Consider the following 16,678-nt stretch of genomic DNA (forward strand, 5'->3'; position numbering starts at 1 on the left):
TTCAAAAATAAACAAACAATCTCATATACGGACGGCCTGTCTGTTAAAATAAGCGGATAGCACTTAACTTTTAGCAGCAACTGTTTCCCGGACACTCCTGTTGTTTATAAGATCGTTAACAACTATGCGCGGCTTCTGCCCTTTATCCTGCTATATATAATTATTTTTAAGAAAACTACTATTATGGACACCAGAACAAAGAATTTGCTTCGTATCCGTCCGGAAGTTCCCAACGCCATCGTTTATGATAATATGAGTTCGGAAGAGCGTTTCCAGAACGTCACGATCCGTCCGGTTATCAAACTGCAACGGGAGCTTCTCGTAGAGGCCTTCCGGAATTACGCAAACAAGCACAAAGGGGTTTTCTACACCCTTACCCTGGAGAAACGGCTGGTATATATCGACAATGCCATCCATAAAGACATTAAGTTCCGGAACTCTCTCAAAGGAATGATCATCGGCCAGTTTACCGTAGGGGAATATCTGGAATATATAGAAAACTCTTCGGCCCTGAACAAACGTATGATGAACATTGTCATAGAAACCATCAAAGACTGTGTACAGCTACTGGACATAAGCGTAGCCGTCTGACGTCATTTTTACAACCATTTCTTCTTCTTGAAAAAGAGAAGCATCGCAATAAAAATCACCAACATGATTCCCATGAGTACAAAATAATTGTACTTCCCGTGGAGTTCAGGCATATTGTCGAAATTCATACCGTAAATTCCCGCTATAAAGGTCAGGGGGATAAATGTGGTAGCGATGACCGTGAGCACCTTCATCACATTGTTCATCTTGTTGCTTATGGTCCCCATGTACATTTCCATAAGACTGAGGATCATTTCACGGTACACTTCGACATATTCCACTACCTGTATGGTGTGGTCATACAGATCCCGATAATAGTTGCGCGTATGTTCCTCAATGAGGCTGAAATCGGTTTTCTCTATCCGGTTAATGATCTCTCTGGCAGGGAACACGGATCGTTTGATGCGCAGTATTTCCTTTTTGAGATTGAGAATATCCTTGGATATATCCACGTCGTTCTCTTCAAATAAAATATCCTCCAGGTCTTCGATCTTGTCACCGAGGTTTTCTATGACCAGGAAATAATGGTCAACAACGGCATCGAGCAGGACAAAAAGGAGATAATCAGACTTTTCCCCACGAACGCGACCCCGGTTTTCCTCTATGCGTTTACGCAGATCGTCAAACACATCGGTCTTCGACTCCTGGAAGGTCACCACATACCCCTGTCCCATCAATAAACTCAGATGCTCGGTAACCAGTCTTTCTTCATCGTAATAAATCATTTTAAACACGACAAAGAGGTAATCTTCGAACTCATCGATCTTCGGGCGCTGAAAGGTATCCACGATATCTTCCATGACCAGGGGATGCCATTTGTAATATTTTCCCAGGGCCTCTATAGCTTCCACATTATGAAGGCCATTGACGTTGATCCAGGTGGTATTTTCCTCTTCCGCATAGCGAAATACATCTTTGACATCGTTATATACCGTCCGGGAACACTGTTCTTTCGAAAAATCAATCACTTCGATATAAAACTCCTGTTCGGTTTTACTCCCTGTGTATGTCATGGTACCGGGAACGGAACCTAAATTCTTTCTGCGTCTCTTTCTGGGCCTTGTTTTTTTCTTCATAAAACAGTGAAGCTATAAGCAGGGTACGATTTGTATATTATTGATCTTCCTTCGGCACAAAAGTCATCAGTTCCTCGTCACCGGAACGGAGTTGCAATGTCCGGTCTTTAACTTTGTAATGATCTGCTTTGCCGAGGGCAGCCAGGAAGTCCGTTTCCTTATTTACCCCCATACAGGCCATCTTTGTAGATGCGAGTTTATCGAGATTTATCCGGTGATCTTCACCTACCGTAAAACCGCCCATCAGGCGGTTACAGCCGGAAAAACCGGAAACATGCATCTTTTCCTTGTCAAACTCCAGATAAGGCATACCGTTAGCAAAACTCAGAGAGTCTGCTTTTTCCCCGGCAAAAGAATCCAGTTTCCAAACTTTGGAAGACAAGGTTTCCAAAGGGTCTTTCTGTTCGGAATTGCACGAAACGAGGATGGCAACCATACTGTATACCAAAACAAACATGCGAAAGATATTTTTCATGATTCAGGTGTTAATGTTTCCTTTAAAGGTAATAAAAAACACTTACTTTTTGTGTCGCTCCCTGAGAATTTTCTCTACATCGGTAAGGGAAAACCCTTTGGCCTGTAGCAAAATGAGATAGTGAAAAAGCAGGTCGGCGCTTTCGTTGAGAAAGAGATCATCATTGTCGTCTTTGGCTTCTATAACCACTTCCACAGCCTCTTCTCCTACTTTCTGCGCAACTTTATTGATGCCTTTGGCAAAAAGTGAGGCGACGTAGCTATCCGAATTCTGTTGCGCTTTTCTGCCTGCAATAACGTTCTCCAAGGTAGAGAAAAAGCCGTAATGCGGAGTATTCTCTTCTTTCCAGCAGGTATCCGTTCCGGTATGGCATGTAGGCCCGTCGGGCTGTGCCCTCACCAGCAGGGTGTCCCGGTCGCAGTCTGCCTTAATATCCACAAGGTTCAGAAAATTTCCGCTTTCTTCCCCTTTGGTCCACAGCCTTTTTTTGCTCCTGCTGTAAAACGTAACTTTTCCTGTCGCTACGGTCTTCTCATAAGCTGCGGCATTCATATACCCCAGCATAAGAACCGTCCTGGTATCTGCATCCTGTACAATGGCAGGCACCAATCCGTTATCTTTATCAAAATCTATATTCATATCGTTTGTTTTCAGTGTTTCTTATGCGATGTTCCTTATAACCGGACCATTACGCCCTCTTTCCTGAGAAATTGCTTCAGGTCCGCTATGGTGATTTCCTTAAAGTGAAATACGCTTGCTGCCAGTGCCGCATCCGCTTTACCATGCTTAAAGGTATCGGCAAAATGCTGCATGTTTCCCGCTCCTCCGGATGCAATAACAGGGATGTTAATCATCTCCGACAATGCGGACAGGGTTTCATCTGCAAAGCCATTTTTAGTACCGTCATGATCCATAGAGGTAAACAGGATCTCCCCGGCCCCGCGCGACTCGGCTTCTTTTACCCAGTCATACAACCCGATTGTCGTAGGAACTTTACCTCCTACCAGGTGCACCAGCCATTCTCCGTTTACGTTTTTGGCATCCACGGCTACTACGACACACTGGCTACCGAAACGTCCCGCAAGCCGGTCGATAAGTGCAGGATCCTTGACCGCAGAAGAATTTACAGAAACCTTGTCTGCGCCATTGTGCAGCAATATCCCCACATCTTCTACCGAAGCGATTCCCCCGCCCACGGTAAACGGTATATCCACTTTCTCCGCTACACGCCTCACCAGTTCGGCAAGGGTTTTTCGCTTTTCTTCGGTAGCGGAAATATCGAGAAAGACGAGTTCGTCTGCGCCTTCTTTTGCATATATGGCAGCCAGTTCCACCGGATCACCGGCATCCCGGAGATCGAGAAAATTCACTCCTTTTACCGTCCTCCCGTCCTTGATATCCAGACAGGGTATAATTCGTTTGGTCAACATCATCTGATATTCTTGGTTTTTGGCAATACGCCCGTTCAGGACGCTATAATAAATTGCTCCAGTGTTTTTAAAGAGATATTACCCTCATAGATCGCTTTCCCGATGATCGTGCCTTCACATCCGAGCCCAGCCAGGCGGGGTAATTCTTCGAAAGCCGATATCCCCCCGGAAGCAATAAGCTTCAGCCCCGGGCATTCGCCGAGCAGGCGTTCGTAGAGATCAAAAGCAGGACCTTTGAGCATACCGTCCTTACTGATGTCCGTACATATTACATAATTAACTCCTTCTTCCTGATATTTCTGAATGAACGGTGTTAAATCTATACTTGAATTTTCCAGCCAGCCGCTGATGGCTATTTTTTCTCCGTTTTCTCCCGGTAAAACATCCGCGCCCAGAATAATTTTCTCCGGACCGTATTGCTTCAGCCATCCCAGGAAGATCTCCCGGTCTTTAACGGCAATACTCCCTCCCGTAATCTGGCCTGCACCACACTCAAAAGCGATACGAAGATCCTCATCCGATTTCAACCCTCCTCCGAAATCGATCTTCAGACCGGTTTGGGAAGCAATCTGCTCCAGTATTTTATAATTGACAATATGACTGCTTTTGGCGCCGTCCAGATCTACCAGGTGAAGATATTCTATACCGTGGGCTTCAAACGCTTTTGCTACTTCTACGGGATTTTCGTTGTATACTTTCTGTGTACTGTAATCGCCTTTGGACAGGCGAACACATTTACCATCTATAATATCTATGGCCGGGATAATTCTCATGTTTTTTTAAATAATTAATGGTTATCGCATGATGACTATAACTCCAGAAAATTCCGGAGAATGACAGCTCCTGCACTACTGCTCTTTTCGGGATGAAACTGTACCCCGTAGAAATTGTCTCTATGCAAGGCCGAAGCATACTTTACCCCGTAATCGGTAAGGGCTATGGCCGCCTCACTTACCGGTGCATAATAGCTGTGCACGAGATACATGAATTCCTGCTCCCTGATCCCGTTAAACAAAGCGGTCTTTAATCCGTATATACTGTTCCATCCTATCTGGGGCACTTTAACTTCGGGCGTAAACTTGATGATCTCCACATCGAAGATTCCCATACCCCGGGTATTGCCTTCTTCGGATGAAGCGCACATCAACTGCATGCCCAGGCATATACCGAGCACGGGCTGCCGGAGTTCCGGAATGAGCTTATCGATCCCCGTAGCCCGGAGTTTTTCCATCGCACTTGCAGCTTCACCTACCCCGGGAAATATGACCTTATCTGCACTGCGGATGGTTTCGGGATCATGGCTCAGCACAGCCTCATATCCCAGACGTGCAATGGCAAACCGGATGCTCTGAATATTCCCCGCTCCGTAGTCTATAATAACTATTTTCATTTGTATTTTTTAAAGTAAAAGATTTATTAAAACACACTAAACACCACAAAATAAACCTCTTACCATCATCGATTTATTATATCAAATCATTCCTTTGGTCGTTGGGAGGACCATTTTTTCCACATCGCGTTTTACAGCCATTTTAATGGCTTTTGCAAAGGCTTTAAAAATAGCTTCTATCTTGTGATGTTCATTAGTGCCTTCTGCTTTTACGTTCAGATTGGCTCCAGCACCGTCCGTAAAGGACTTGAAAAAATGGTAAAACATTTCGGTAGGCATCTTCCCGATCATCTCCCGCTTGAATTCCGTCTCCCATACCAGCCAGTTTCTTCCGCCGAAATCTATAGCCACCTGTGCCAGACAATCGTCCATAGGGAGGCAAAAGCCATAACGTTCTATACCCAGTTTATTTCCCAGTGCTTTACGAAAGGTTTCGCCCAATGCTATGGCCGTATCCTCGATGGTATGATGTTCATCAACATCGAGATCGCCCTTCACCTTGATCTCCAGGTCCATTTGTCCGTGGCGTGCCAACTGATCGAGCATATGGTCAAAAAAGGCGATCCCCGTATAAATATCACTTTTCCCTGTACCATCCAGGTTCAGTGTTATGGCGATATCCGTTTCGTTGGTTTTACGGATGATGGTAGCGGTGCGGTTTTCCAGTTTCAGGAATTCGTAAATAGCTTTCCAGTCGGAAGTCTCCAGGGCGATACAGTTCCTGATCTCCTCTTGTCCGAGCGTGATCTCTACCGTTCCCAGGTTGGTCTCGTTATTGATGAAGATCCCTTTGCTACCCAGGTTTTTTGCGAGTTCTATATCCGTAAGCCGGTCACCGATCACAAAAGAATTTTCCAGGTCGTAGCGATCGGAAAAATATTCGGTAAGCAACCCGGTATTCGGTTTCCTGTTGGGTGAATTTTCATGAGGAAAAGTACGGTCCATGTGTACGGCATTGAAATGAATCCCCTCATTTTCCAGGCTTTTTACCATAAAATTCTGTACGGGCCAGAACGTATCCTCCGGGAAGGCGTCGGTGCCCAGACCATCCTGGTTGGTCACCATAACGAGCTCATAATCCAGCTCCCGGGCTATACGTGCCAGCCAGGTAAACATCCCCGGATAGAATTCCAGTTTGTCAAAGGCATCTATCTGTTCGTCTTCCGGTTCTTTGATCAGGGTTCCGTCCCTGTCTATAAAGAGTACTTTTTGCATGTTACTTTTTTGTTTTCCTAACGGTTATATTTCAGATCAGGTATTTTAGGTTTTTATTTTAGTTCCCGCAACACGCGGATAAGTTTTTCATTTTCTTCGGCGGTACCAACGGTAAAACGCAGGCAGTTTTCGCACAGCGGCTGGGTAGTCCGGTTTCGGGCTACGATTCCCTGTGAAATCAACTGGTCATAGCGTTTGCCTGCATCGTCTACCCGGGCCAGGATAAAATTGGCATCGGAAGGATAAACTTCAGCGACATAGTCCACTTGTTGCAGTTCGGTGTAAAGCCGTGTCTTCTGTTCTTTGATCTCCCCGATCTCCACACCGACCTTCCCCGACTCCAGGAGTCGTTTCCAGGCCCGTTGCTGGGTTAGTTCGTTTACGTTATACGGAGGTTTGATTTTATTGAGTACGGCGATAATCTCTTCGGAAGCATAGCATATTCCCAGGCGTATCCCTGCCATACCATAGGCCTTGGAAAGGGTCTGAGTGATCACGAGATTGGGATAATCCGATAATCTTTTCAGCCAGCTTTCCCGGCCCGAAAAATCGATATACGCTTCATCGATCACTACCAGTCCTGCAAATTGCTCCAACAATTCGGCAACCAGGTCTTCGGAAAAGGAATTCCCTGTAGGGTTATTGGGTGAGCACAAAAACAGCAGTTTAGTCCTTTCGTCGGCAGCACCGAGAATATCTTTTACCCTGGGCTGAAAATCCGGGGACAGGAGTACTTCCCGGTTTTCCACATTATTGATAGCTGCCAGCACCTTATACATACCGTAGGTGGGCGGCAGGGTGATCACATTATCACTCGCGGGCTCACAAAACGCCCTGTACAGCAGATCGAGAACTTCATCGCTTCCATTCCCCAGCAAAATATTCTTCACATCGGTGTCCTGCTGTTTGGCAAGCACTTCCTTAACCTTACGTTGCTGCGGATCGGGATAACGGTTCACATCGGTTTCGTTCGGGTTTTCATTGGCATCGATAAATACCATATCGGCATCAAAATCTTCAAATTCATCTCTTGCCGAAGAATACGGCTTCAGTGCGGCCACATTGGGGCGCACCAGTTGGTCTATCTGAAAAATCATAGTCTTCATATCAATTGTTATCCAAGCTTTTAAGACGCAGGGTTACCGCATTTTTATGAGCCTGAAGACCTTCTGCCTCGGCCATTATCTCGATTGCATTCCCGATCCGGCGTATGCCTTCCGCAGTTATTTTCTGGAAGGTCACCGACTTCGTAAAGCTATCCAGGTTTACACCACTATAGTTTCTGGCATATCCGTTGGTCGGCAGCGTATGGTTAGTTCCGGAAGCATAATCCCCGGCACTTTCCGGAGTATAATTCCCGATAAAAACCGAACCGGCATTGATAATTCCTTCTACATAAAACTGCTCATCCGAAGTACATATAATAAAGTGCTCCGGTCCGTAGGAATTGATCAGGTCCAGTGCTTTTTCTTTATCTGACAAATAGATCAGCCTGGAGTTTGCTATCGCAGCTTCGGCGATTTTTTTCCGGGGGAGTTCGCCGATCTGGGCAGCGATCTCCTTCGCTGTTTCCTCGATAAGGTCACGCGAAGTTGACACCAGTATTACCTGGCTGTCCGTACCGTGCTCGGCCTGCGACAAAAGATCGGATGCGACAAAATCTGCCCGGGCGCTGTCATCGGCCACAACAAGAAGTTCGGAAGGACCTGCAGGCATATCTATAGCCACACCGAATTGCGTGGCCAGCTGCTTGGCTACGGTCACGTATTGGTTACCCGGGCCGAATATTTTATACACCTGCGGGATCTGTTCGGTACCGAAGGTCATTCCGGCAATAGCCTGGATACCTCCTACCTTCACAATACGGGTTACACCACAGAGTTTGGCCGTATACAGTATGGCCGGGTTTATATTTCCCTGTTTATCCGGCGGAGAACAAAGCACCACCTCACTGGATCCTGCAATACCGGCCGGAACGGCAAGCATGAGCACTGTAGAAAACAACGGGGCTGTTCCACCGGGAATATACAACCCTATTTTCTGTATCGCCCTTTTCTCCTGCCAGCATTCGATACCCTCTGCAGTGGTTACCGAAACACGGGCTGTTTTCTGCGCGGTATGAAACTTTTCGATATTATCCTTAGCCAGGCCTATAGCTGCTTTGAGCTCTTCCGGGACCAGGGCTTCCGCCGCCGCAATCTCTGCTTCGGTCACCACGCAGTTCTTCAGTACCACCCCGTCGAACAGCGAGGTATATTTGGCTATCGCGCGATCTCCTTTACTTTGTACTTCCTTGAAAATTTCTTTGACCATAGCTTCGATATCGCCAATAGTCTGTGTGGGTCTTTTTAAAAGCTCCGGCCATTCTTCCCTTGCCGGATCATAAAACGTATTCATATCCCTGTAGTTTTGTATTACCTGGTTATCTGCCTTTTCTTTTCGATGTACTCTGCATGCTCTGAACCCGACGACTTTCGGGCCGGTTGCTCCGAACCTGTCCCCGATCTAACGCCGGGCCTGCGATAAGCTGCCTCTCCGGATCTCGCTGTACCTGCGTTACAGGCATGGGGCCGGACATCCGGACCCACAAAGCATCTTAAAGTACCATTTTCTCTATGGGACATACCAATATACCCTCTGCCCCGACGGCTTTCAGTTCATCGATAACATCCCAGAATTTATCTTTGTCTATAACGGAGTGCAGGCTGCTCCAGCCTTCTTCTGCCAGTGGCATGACCGTCGGACTTTTTAGTACCGGGAGGATATTTCCTACCGCTTCTATTTTGTCGTTGGGAACATTCATCAGGATATACCTGGAGTTCCTCGCTTTCAATACCGATTGTATGCGGAAACGCAATTTTTGTAAAATAGCGTTGCTCTCCTCGGAAATAGCCGGAGAAACAGCGAGTACCGCTTCACTTTTCAGAATTACTTCGACCTCTTTCAGGTTATTTTTAAAGAGGGTACTTCCGCTGGATACAATATCGACAATGGCATCCGCCAGGCCGATATTGGGGGCGATCTCCACAGAACCCGATATCTGATGCAGATCGGCACTTATCCCTTTGGAAACGAGATAATTATTGACTGTATTGGGGTAAGACGTTGCAATCTGCATTCCGTCGAGATCTTTGATCGATGCGTAATCGAAAGTCTTGGGTACAGCCAGCGAAACCCGGCACTTGGAAAAACCCAGTTTTTCTACCACCTCGATACCTTCTCCTTTTTCTACCAGCAGGTTATCGCCTACGATAGCCACATCCACCACACCGTCTTTGAGGTATTGCGGAATATCCGAGTTACGAAGGAATAATACTTCCATCGGAAAGTCAAAAGCCTCGGCTTTGAGTTGATCATTTCCGTTGTTTACCGAAATGCCACAATCTTTGAGAATCCTCAGGGAGTCCTCGTTAAGCCGGCCACTTTTCTGAATAGCAATTTTTAGTTTACTCATTTTTTGTTGGTTTACCCCGCTTCGGGGGATGTTTTTATATTTTTTCCTCCTATCCCGGCAATACCGGAATAAAAAAAGCCCGTTTGATACACTCAAACGGGCTTAATATGGTTTATAAGAATTACATGCATACCATGATCACCTCGCCTGAGTGCAAGTGTAAAAATGATGATGATGTAAAACTATAGTATTCATTTCTTTTTTGTTCTGCTGCAAATTTAAATGAAAAATTATTTAATACGACAAGAATAATACTAAAATTTTATAACATTCTCCCCGGATATTGTAACAAACAAAAAATCGCAATACGAGACATCTTCTTTCATTTACTATTGCCCCTTATGTAGGAATTTTATATTTTTAACAAAAATTGGAAACATAAAAGGAGTGCGGCTACCCCACACTTCTGTAAACGGATACAAACACGAGACAGCGATACAGATAAAATATGAAAAATTTTATTCTTGCTTTTATTTTCTTCCTGGGATGGTTTGTTTTCGGAACCTGGATATACTCCTGTCATATCAAGGGGTTATGTGTGGATACCGCAGCAGATAAAACGTCTTCCCCGGTTACTGCCGACACCTTGTCTGACGCGGAAAAAAAACTTATTTTTTCTCCGCAACTACTCAAGGACATCGCTATAACCGCGGGCACAGATTCCGTACTCTTTTTCGGGAAAGCGCTTAATCTGGAGAAAAGAGTATTCGATTTTCTCAATGACAACCAGGATCAGGAGCTTTATATCACAGGGCTACACAATCACGGCGAGAAAAATTCGCTTGGTGAAGCCCGTGCCAAACGTGCAAAAGTACGATTTACGACCTACGGAATAAACCCTGATCGCATCAGTGTAACTTCGGCACGTAAAGATTTTAAATTCGATAATAACAATCGCTATCGCGGGGGAATCCGCATGGAATATCGCGAACTTACCGAAGACCGCAACGCGAGTATCGAGGAAGGAATCTCTAACAAAATACTGTATTCCAACTTCGGTTCCGAAAAATTTCAGCCGGATAATACGCTACAGGCCTATGCCAGGGAATTGAAGAGATACCTGGATAAGTACCCCGATAAAAACATACTGGTTACAGGGCATACCGACAATGTCGGGACTGATGAGGCCAATAACTGGGTAGGGCTTCAGCGAGCCAGGAGCGTTATGGATTACCTGGTCAGCGCCGGAATTCCCGAATCTCAGATCGAGGCACTGTCGGAAGGTTCTCATCAGCCGCTGGAAAGCAACAGCACCATCGAAGGCCGGCGAAAAAACCGGCGTATAGAAATAAAAGTAAATTAACCGTAAATCTAAGGATATCATGGATCAACTCACCCCTGTTGCAGCTATAGAATATGTCTGGCTGTTTATTATGTGCTTCGGGTGTTTTCTGGTGGGCTATTTCTTTGCCAAGAATCACAGCACCAAAGTTTACGGCAAAAGACTTGACGAATGCCTTTCCGAAAAACTGGCCCTCCGCGAGAGTCTCAATAAACATGCCCAAAGTACTTTCGGACATCAGAACCCTTCGATAAAAGCTCGAAAAACAAGAAACCGTAAAGGAGAACTTCACCATCCGAAAGACAGTCTGCTCGACTTCGAACGGATCGGGATTGCAGAAGAATCCGAAAAAGACGATCTTAAAATGATAAATGGTGTCGGCCCGTTTATCGAAGAAAAACTGAACAGTATCGGTATCTATACTTTCGAACAGATCAGCAGGTTCCGCGAAGAAGATATGAACCAGGTGACGGAACTCATCCAGTTCTTCCCCGGAAGGATCAAACGGGACGACTGGAAAGGCCAGGCCTCAGCACTTAAAAAGAAAAAAAACAGCCCGGAATAACTACTATTCGAAATATTAAATTTACAGAACAAACGGCTATCCGGGCCACCGAATTATAAAGTTCCGGACCAAAAAAGATCACCCTCTTCATAACTCCCATTCCATCATACCATTAAAAAAGCCGAAAGATGTTTGTCACATCTCCCGGCTTTTTTTATATCCGTCGTACAACGACTGATTTCCTATTTTTTGTACATTTTGTCGCGTTGTTCACGAACTACCGGATCACTCATATAATCGTCGAATGTCAGGTATCGGTCTATGGCCCCGTTTGGCGTAAGCTCTATGATACGATTGGCTACGGTCTGTGCAAATTCGTGGTCATGCGTGGTCAGCATAACGGTTCCCTTGAAGTTTTTCAGCGAATTGTTAAAAGCCGTGATACTTTCCAGGTCGAGGTGGTTGGTAGGTTCGTCGAGCATTAGCACATTGGCTCTGAGCATCATCATCCGGCTCAACATACAACGTACTTTTTCTCCTCCGGAAAGTACCCGTCCGGTCTTCAGGGCTTCTTCCCCGCTGAACAGCATCTTTCCGAGGAAGCCGCGTACATATACCTCTTCCCGTTCCTCTTCGGTTTTGGCCCATTGCCGCAACCAGTCTACCAGGGTCAGGTCGTTATCAAAATATTCCGCATTATCTACGGGCAGGTAGGATTGTGATGTCGTTACTCCCCACTGATATTTCCCGGAATCTGCTTTTTCCTTGTCATTGATAATTTCGTAAAAAGCGGTTGTAGCCCTTGAATCGCGCGAAATAACAGCGACTTTATCACCTTTGGCCAGGTTAATATCTACGTTGCGGAACAGGATATCTCCTTCCAGCGATGCAGACAGCCCTTCGACATGAAGGATCTGATCTCCGGCTTCTCTTTCCCGCTCGAATATAATGGCCGGATACCTTCTGCTGGACGGTTTGATATCGTCTACTTTAAGCTTTTCCAGCATTTTCTTCCTGGAAGTCGCCTGTTTGGATTTGGCTACGTTGGCACTGAACCGCTGAATAAACTCCTGAAGTTCCTTGGCTTTATCCTCGGCCTTCTTATTCTGCTGGGCTCTCTGTCTTGCAGCGAGCTGACTGCTTTCGTACCAGAATGTATAGTTACCGGAATAATGCGAGATTTTTCCGAAATCGATATCCGATATATGGGTACAAACGGCATCGAGGAAGTGACGGTCGTGAGATACGACGATCACAGTATTGTCATAACCGGCAAGGAAATTCTCCAACCATCCTATGGTTTCGAAATCGAGGTCGTTGGTCGGCTCATCCATGATAAGTACATCCGGGTTGCCGAACAATGCCTGTGCCAGTAACACCCGTACTTTGAGTTTCCCGTCCAGGTCTCCCATGAGGGTGTAATGAAACTCTTCGGATATCCCCAGGTTGGACAACAGTGCTGCAGCATCGCTGTCTGCACTCCATCCGTTCATTTCCTCAAACTGTACCTGTAATTCCCCTACCCGTTCACCATCGGCATCACTGAAATCTTCCTTGGCATAGATATCATCCATCTCCTTTTTAATGGCAAACAACGGTTTGTTCCCTTGTATTACTGTTTCCAGTACCGGGTACTCGTCATACGCATAGTGATCCTGTTCGAGCACGGACATCCGCTTACCGGGTTCCAAGTGAATATGTCCCGATGTAGGATCCATCTTGCCGGAAAGAATTTTTAGAAACGTTGATTTTCCGGCACCATTGGCCCCTATAATACCGTAACAATTTCCCTGGGTGAAGGTAACGTTGACATCGTCAAACAGAACCCGTTTACCAAATTGTACAGAAAGATTTGATACTGTTAGCATTTATTTTATTTTTGAAGTTTGTTTAACTCGATGCAAAAATAACAAAACACAAACTATTACAAAGGGTATTCCCCCTCCCTTTTAAGAACATTTTTTAACTCCGCATTAACACGCCATCACTCCAAGGTTTGTTAGATTTGCTAATTACAAAATAGTATAGTATTCAGCACTGTACATTTAAAAGGATTGTATGAGGAACTTGCTGATAGCATTTTTGGTATTACCTTTTATTAGTTGTGATAATTCTAAAAATACCATCGCCTATTTCGGAGGCGAAGTCATAAATCCAAGGGATAGCGTCGTTATTTTATATCGCGATGACGAGCCCATAGATACCGCACAATTAAACAGTGAAAACCGATTTTTATTCCGGATAAAACTGCGAGATAAGAAAGGTGACCTTTTTAAATTCAGGCACTTCCCTGAGCATCAATACGTGTTCATCCAGGGGGGCGATAGTGTATTGGCCAGGGTAAATACGCTCAATTTTGACGAATCGCTCGTCTTTTCCGGCAAAGGAGCCGAAAAAAACAATTTCCTGATAGAAATGTACCTGCTCGATGAAGATGAGCAAAAACTCATTTATAGTTATTACAACCTGGAGCCTGTACACTTCAGTCGTAAAATTGATTCGCTGCGCCAGATGAAAATGGAGCAGTACGAACACCTTATTGTTACCCAGCGCCTCTCCGGACCCGCCAAGAACGTAGCCCGGGCCTCCATAGACTATCCCAATTACCGCTATCGGGAATTTTACCCGTATATGTACAAAAAATTAAAGAATACCGATCGGAAGAAACCCGTAAATATGCCCGAAGGCTTTTATGCCTTCCGCGATAATGTCAATTACAACGATAAGGAATTACGGTTTTACAAACCCTATTTTGATTTCATGGTCTATCATTTCAACGGACTGGCCTATAGCAAATGCGTGGATGAATGTCCGCGTAAGGAAGATTCCAATGAAAACTCGGTACACTATTACATACACAAATTAAAACTTATCGATAATAAGGTCGATGAAAAGGGTCTGAAAGATTACCTCTTCCGCAATACAGCCTACACCTATTACCTCGAGGATCAGGACGAAGCCAACAACAAACTGTTTATGGACAAGTTCCTGGAACTGGACGGGGACAATAAGTATCTCGACGAAGTGCAGTCCTTATACACCAATATCAGGAACTTACAAAAAGGAGCTCACGTTCCGTCGTTGCAACTTGTAGATATCAGCGGGCATCATACCAACCTGGACGATGTCTGTCACAATAAAAATACCGTAGTTTATTTCTGGACTCTTTTCCAGAAAGGCCACTCCAAATACATCAACAAATATATAATGGCCCTTCAGAAAGAATACCCCGCCGTGAATTTCGTAGGGATCTGCCTGAATGAAAACTACGAAGACTGGATCGAGACCATCGCTATTAACAACCTGAGAAAAGAACAACAATACCTTTCTCTGAAACGCGATAAGATCAGCAAAGGACTTACTGTAAACAACCTCAATAAGGTTATTCTCGTCGATAATAAGAGTACTATCATCAACGCTTTTACATATATCCAAAGCCCGGAGTTTCACGATATTCTCCGTTCGATGAATTAACCCAGGGGATTCGGTACATTCCAGCCGCCTCTGTTCTCCACTACAAACTATCAACTAAATAACCCAATCCCCTCTCTCCGTTTATTAATAAAAAAACGGAGTTCACCATCTTGCAAACTCCGTTTTTATCCGGTAAAACCGGTACTTATTCTATAAAATCCCGCATCAGGAATTTCCTTTTTTGTAGTCTTCAAGGAATTTCTCCAGGCCGATATCAGTCAGCGGGTGCTTCAGAAGTCCGGTGATGGATGATAACGGTCCTGTCATTACGTCCGCTCCTATTTTGGCACAGTCGATAACGTGCATCGTATGACGAACAGAAGCCGCCAGGATCTCCGTAGCGAAATTGTAGTTATCATAGACCTGACGGATCTCCGCGATAAGGTTAAGCCCATCCGTAGAAATATCATCCAGTCTCCCGATAAACGGCGATACGTATGTTGCTCCCGCCTTTGCGGCGAGCAAGGCCTGCCCTACAGAAAATACCAGTGTACAGTTGGTTCGGATGCCTTTGTCGGTGAAGTACTTTATAGCCTTCACTCCGTCTTTTATCATCGGCACCTTAACCACGATCTGCTCGTGAAGTTCAGCCAATTCCTCTCCTTCCCTGATCATTCCCTCAAAATCGGTAGCGATAACCTCGGCAGAAACATCTCCTTCCACGATGTTACAGATATCTACATAATGCTTCAGGATATTATCCCGGCCGGTAATTCCCTCTTTAGCCATAAGCGAAGGATTAGTGGTAACGCCATCCAGCACTCCGAGAGCCTGGGCTTCTTCGATCTGCTGTAAATTGGCAGTGTCTATAAAAAACTTCATTTTTTTAACTTTTAATATATTGGTTTTTCATTTATTTTGGTTCCTTACGTGTATTCCGATAGCTAAAAGGGCTTATAGTACTTTAGACTACAAAACTACAATTTATAATGATTCATCAGCAATCTTTCGTAAGTTTTATCGGGTAAAATCCGTTTCAGCACAATAGAGAACTTCTGCATAAAGGCACCTACCTTATAATGCACGGCAGGTGATTTCTTCTGCATAACACTATACACGGCCCTGGCCATATCCTGAGGATCTCCCCCGCTGTTCACATGATCGTTCATTGTCCTAAGGACATCGCCATATACCTTTTCGTAGGGCGACCCTTCTTTTACGGGAGCGTGATATCTTCCTGCTGCAATATTGGTCGCAAAATCCCCTGGCGCTATATTTACCGCTTCCACCCCGAAGGCCTTGATCTCCATACGCAGCGCCTCTGTCAGCAACTCCAGTGCACCTTTGGAAGCTGAATAAATACCGCGATACGGCAATCCCATATAGCCGGCGATGGAGGTCACATTAATGATAAGTCCTTTTTGTTGCTGCCGCATCATAGGCAACACGGCCTGAATCACACGCATAGGACCAAAAACATTGGTTTCGAAATTATTGAGTATTTCGGTATCCGGAATTTCTTCAAGCGGACCGGTGATTCCGACTCCTGCATTATTGATCAGCACATCGATACGGGCTTCTGTGCGCAACAGCTCATCAACCGCTCCGGAGATACTCTCCCTTTCCCGCACATCCATACGAAGCAAAGGAAACTGCGAACCTTTTACACGTTCCGGATTACGGCTGGTACCATAGACCTTATACCCTTTGGATACCAGAAACTCCCCGATACATTTTCCTATACCCGACGAACCTCCCGTAATCAAAACTACCTGTGACATAAAATACTTTTTTATCCCTCACGGACTCCGCAAACGAAGATACTTTATTTCGGTGAAAAACTCCC

At 45.2% G+C, this 16,678-nt stretch carries 17 protein-coding genes; 4 read left to right on the forward strand and 13 right to left on the reverse strand.

Translation table 11 applies throughout. The features are described from left to right. Positions 1-183 precede the first annotated feature (183 nt). Positions 184-591 carry a glyoxalase gene (locus BT112_RS01640; protein ID WP_072315590.1) on the forward strand — a complete coding sequence of 136 codons (408 nt, stop codon included), beginning with the start codon at positions 184-186 and terminating at the stop codon, positions 589-591. A gap of 8 nt (positions 592-599) precedes the next feature. Here BT112_RS01640 and corA read toward each other — a convergent pair whose 3' ends face one another. From corA to hisG, 10 genes are all read right to left on the reverse strand, one after another. After that, on the reverse strand, positions 600-1,667 hold the full coding sequence (corA, locus tag BT112_RS01645; RefSeq protein WP_072315592.1) for a magnesium/cobalt transporter CorA: 1,068 nt from the start codon (positions 1,665-1,667) through the stop codon (positions 600-602). A gap of 37 nt (positions 1,668-1,704) precedes the next feature. Further along, positions 1,705-2,142: an META domain-containing protein gene (locus BT112_RS01650; RefSeq protein WP_083564728.1), complete on the reverse strand. Its 438-nt coding sequence runs from the start codon at positions 2,140-2,142 to the stop codon at positions 1,705-1,707. Between the two features lie 42 nt (positions 2,143-2,184). Continuing rightward, positions 2,185-2,781 carry a bifunctional phosphoribosyl-AMP cyclohydrolase/phosphoribosyl-ATP diphosphatase HisIE gene (gene hisIE / locus BT112_RS01655; protein WP_072315594.1) on the reverse strand — a complete coding sequence of 199 codons (597 nt, stop codon included), beginning with the start codon at positions 2,779-2,781 and terminating at the stop codon, positions 2,185-2,187. A gap of 35 nt (positions 2,782-2,816) precedes the next feature. After that, complete coding sequence (hisF, locus tag BT112_RS01660) at positions 2,817-3,572, reverse strand: imidazole glycerol phosphate synthase subunit HisF (RefSeq protein ID WP_072315894.1); 756 nt, start codon at positions 3,570-3,572, stop codon at positions 2,817-2,819. A 35-nt stretch (positions 3,573-3,607) separates the two neighbouring features. After that, positions 3,608-4,345: a 1-(5-phosphoribosyl)-5-[(5-phosphoribosylamino)methylideneamino]imidazole-4-carboxamide isomerase gene (hisA, locus tag BT112_RS01665; protein WP_072315595.1), complete on the reverse strand. Its 738-nt coding sequence runs from the start codon at positions 4,343-4,345 to the stop codon at positions 3,608-3,610. A gap of 35 nt (positions 4,346-4,380) precedes the next feature. After that, complete coding sequence (gene hisH / locus BT112_RS01670; protein ID WP_072315596.1) at positions 4,381-4,962, reverse strand: imidazole glycerol phosphate synthase subunit HisH; 582 nt, start codon at positions 4,960-4,962, stop codon at positions 4,381-4,383. An 81-nt stretch (positions 4,963-5,043) separates the two neighbouring features. Further along, positions 5,044-6,177, reverse strand: a complete 1,134-nt coding sequence (gene hisB, locus BT112_RS01675; RefSeq protein ID WP_072315597.1) for a bifunctional histidinol-phosphatase/imidazoleglycerol-phosphate dehydratase HisB — start codon at positions 6,175-6,177, stop codon at positions 5,044-5,046. 53 nt (positions 6,178-6,230) lie between these two features. Then, on the reverse strand, positions 6,231-7,274 hold the full coding sequence (hisC, locus tag BT112_RS01680) for a histidinol-phosphate transaminase (RefSeq protein ID WP_139275969.1): 1,044 nt from the start codon (positions 7,272-7,274) through the stop codon (positions 6,231-6,233). Positions 7,275-7,284: 10 nt separating this feature from the next. Then, the gene (gene hisD / locus BT112_RS01685) at positions 7,285-8,574 is read right to left on the reverse strand and encodes a histidinol dehydrogenase (protein WP_072315601.1); all 1,290 of its coding nucleotides are present in this window, start codon (positions 8,572-8,574) and stop codon (positions 7,285-7,287) included. A gap of 199 nt (positions 8,575-8,773) precedes the next feature. Next, a complete protein-coding gene (gene hisG, locus BT112_RS01690) occupies positions 8,774-9,631 on the reverse strand; it encodes an ATP phosphoribosyltransferase (RefSeq protein WP_072315602.1) in 858 nt (285 codons plus the stop codon). 448 nt (positions 9,632-10,079) lie between these two features. Here hisG and BT112_RS01695 point away from each other — a divergent pair, with 448 nt between their 5' ends. Both BT112_RS01695 and BT112_RS01700 read left to right on the forward strand, forming a co-directional pair. After that, positions 10,080-10,934: an OmpA family protein gene (locus BT112_RS01695; protein WP_072315604.1), complete on the forward strand. Its 855-nt coding sequence runs from the start codon at positions 10,080-10,082 to the stop codon at positions 10,932-10,934. A gap of 19 nt (positions 10,935-10,953) precedes the next feature. Beyond that, on the forward strand, positions 10,954-11,478 hold the full coding sequence (locus BT112_RS01700; RefSeq protein ID WP_083564729.1) for a hypothetical protein: 525 nt from the start codon (positions 10,954-10,956) through the stop codon (positions 11,476-11,478). A 182-nt stretch (positions 11,479-11,660) separates the two neighbouring features. Here BT112_RS01700 and BT112_RS01705 read toward each other — a convergent pair whose 3' ends face one another. Further along, positions 11,661-13,286, reverse strand: coding sequence for an ABC-F family ATP-binding cassette domain-containing protein (locus BT112_RS01705; RefSeq protein ID WP_072315607.1), 1,626 nt, complete (start codon positions 13,284-13,286; stop codon positions 11,661-11,663). 190 nt (positions 13,287-13,476) lie between these two features. Here BT112_RS01705 and BT112_RS01710 point away from each other — a divergent pair, with 190 nt between their 5' ends. Further along, positions 13,477-14,892 (forward strand): TlpA family protein disulfide reductase, encoded by a 1,416-nt coding sequence (locus tag BT112_RS01710; protein ID WP_072315609.1) that lies wholly within the window; start codon positions 13,477-13,479, stop codon positions 14,890-14,892. Positions 14,893-15,057: 165 nt separating this feature from the next. Here the strand turns inward: BT112_RS01710 and fsa are convergent, their stop codons facing one another. Continuing rightward, complete coding sequence (gene fsa / locus BT112_RS01715; protein ID WP_072315610.1) at positions 15,058-15,714, reverse strand: fructose-6-phosphate aldolase; 657 nt, start codon at positions 15,712-15,714, stop codon at positions 15,058-15,060. Positions 15,715-15,809: 95 nt separating this feature from the next. Then, entirely contained in the window at positions 15,810-16,613 is an 804-nt protein-coding gene (locus tag BT112_RS01720; RefSeq protein WP_072315611.1) for an SDR family oxidoreductase, read from the reverse strand. Between the last annotated feature and the right edge of the window lie 65 nt (positions 16,614-16,678).

The sequence above is a fragment of the Sinomicrobium oceani genome, assembly GCF_900119185.1.
GTDB classification, from domain to species: domain Bacteria; phylum Bacteroidota; class Bacteroidia; order Flavobacteriales; family Flavobacteriaceae; genus Sinomicrobium; species Sinomicrobium oceani.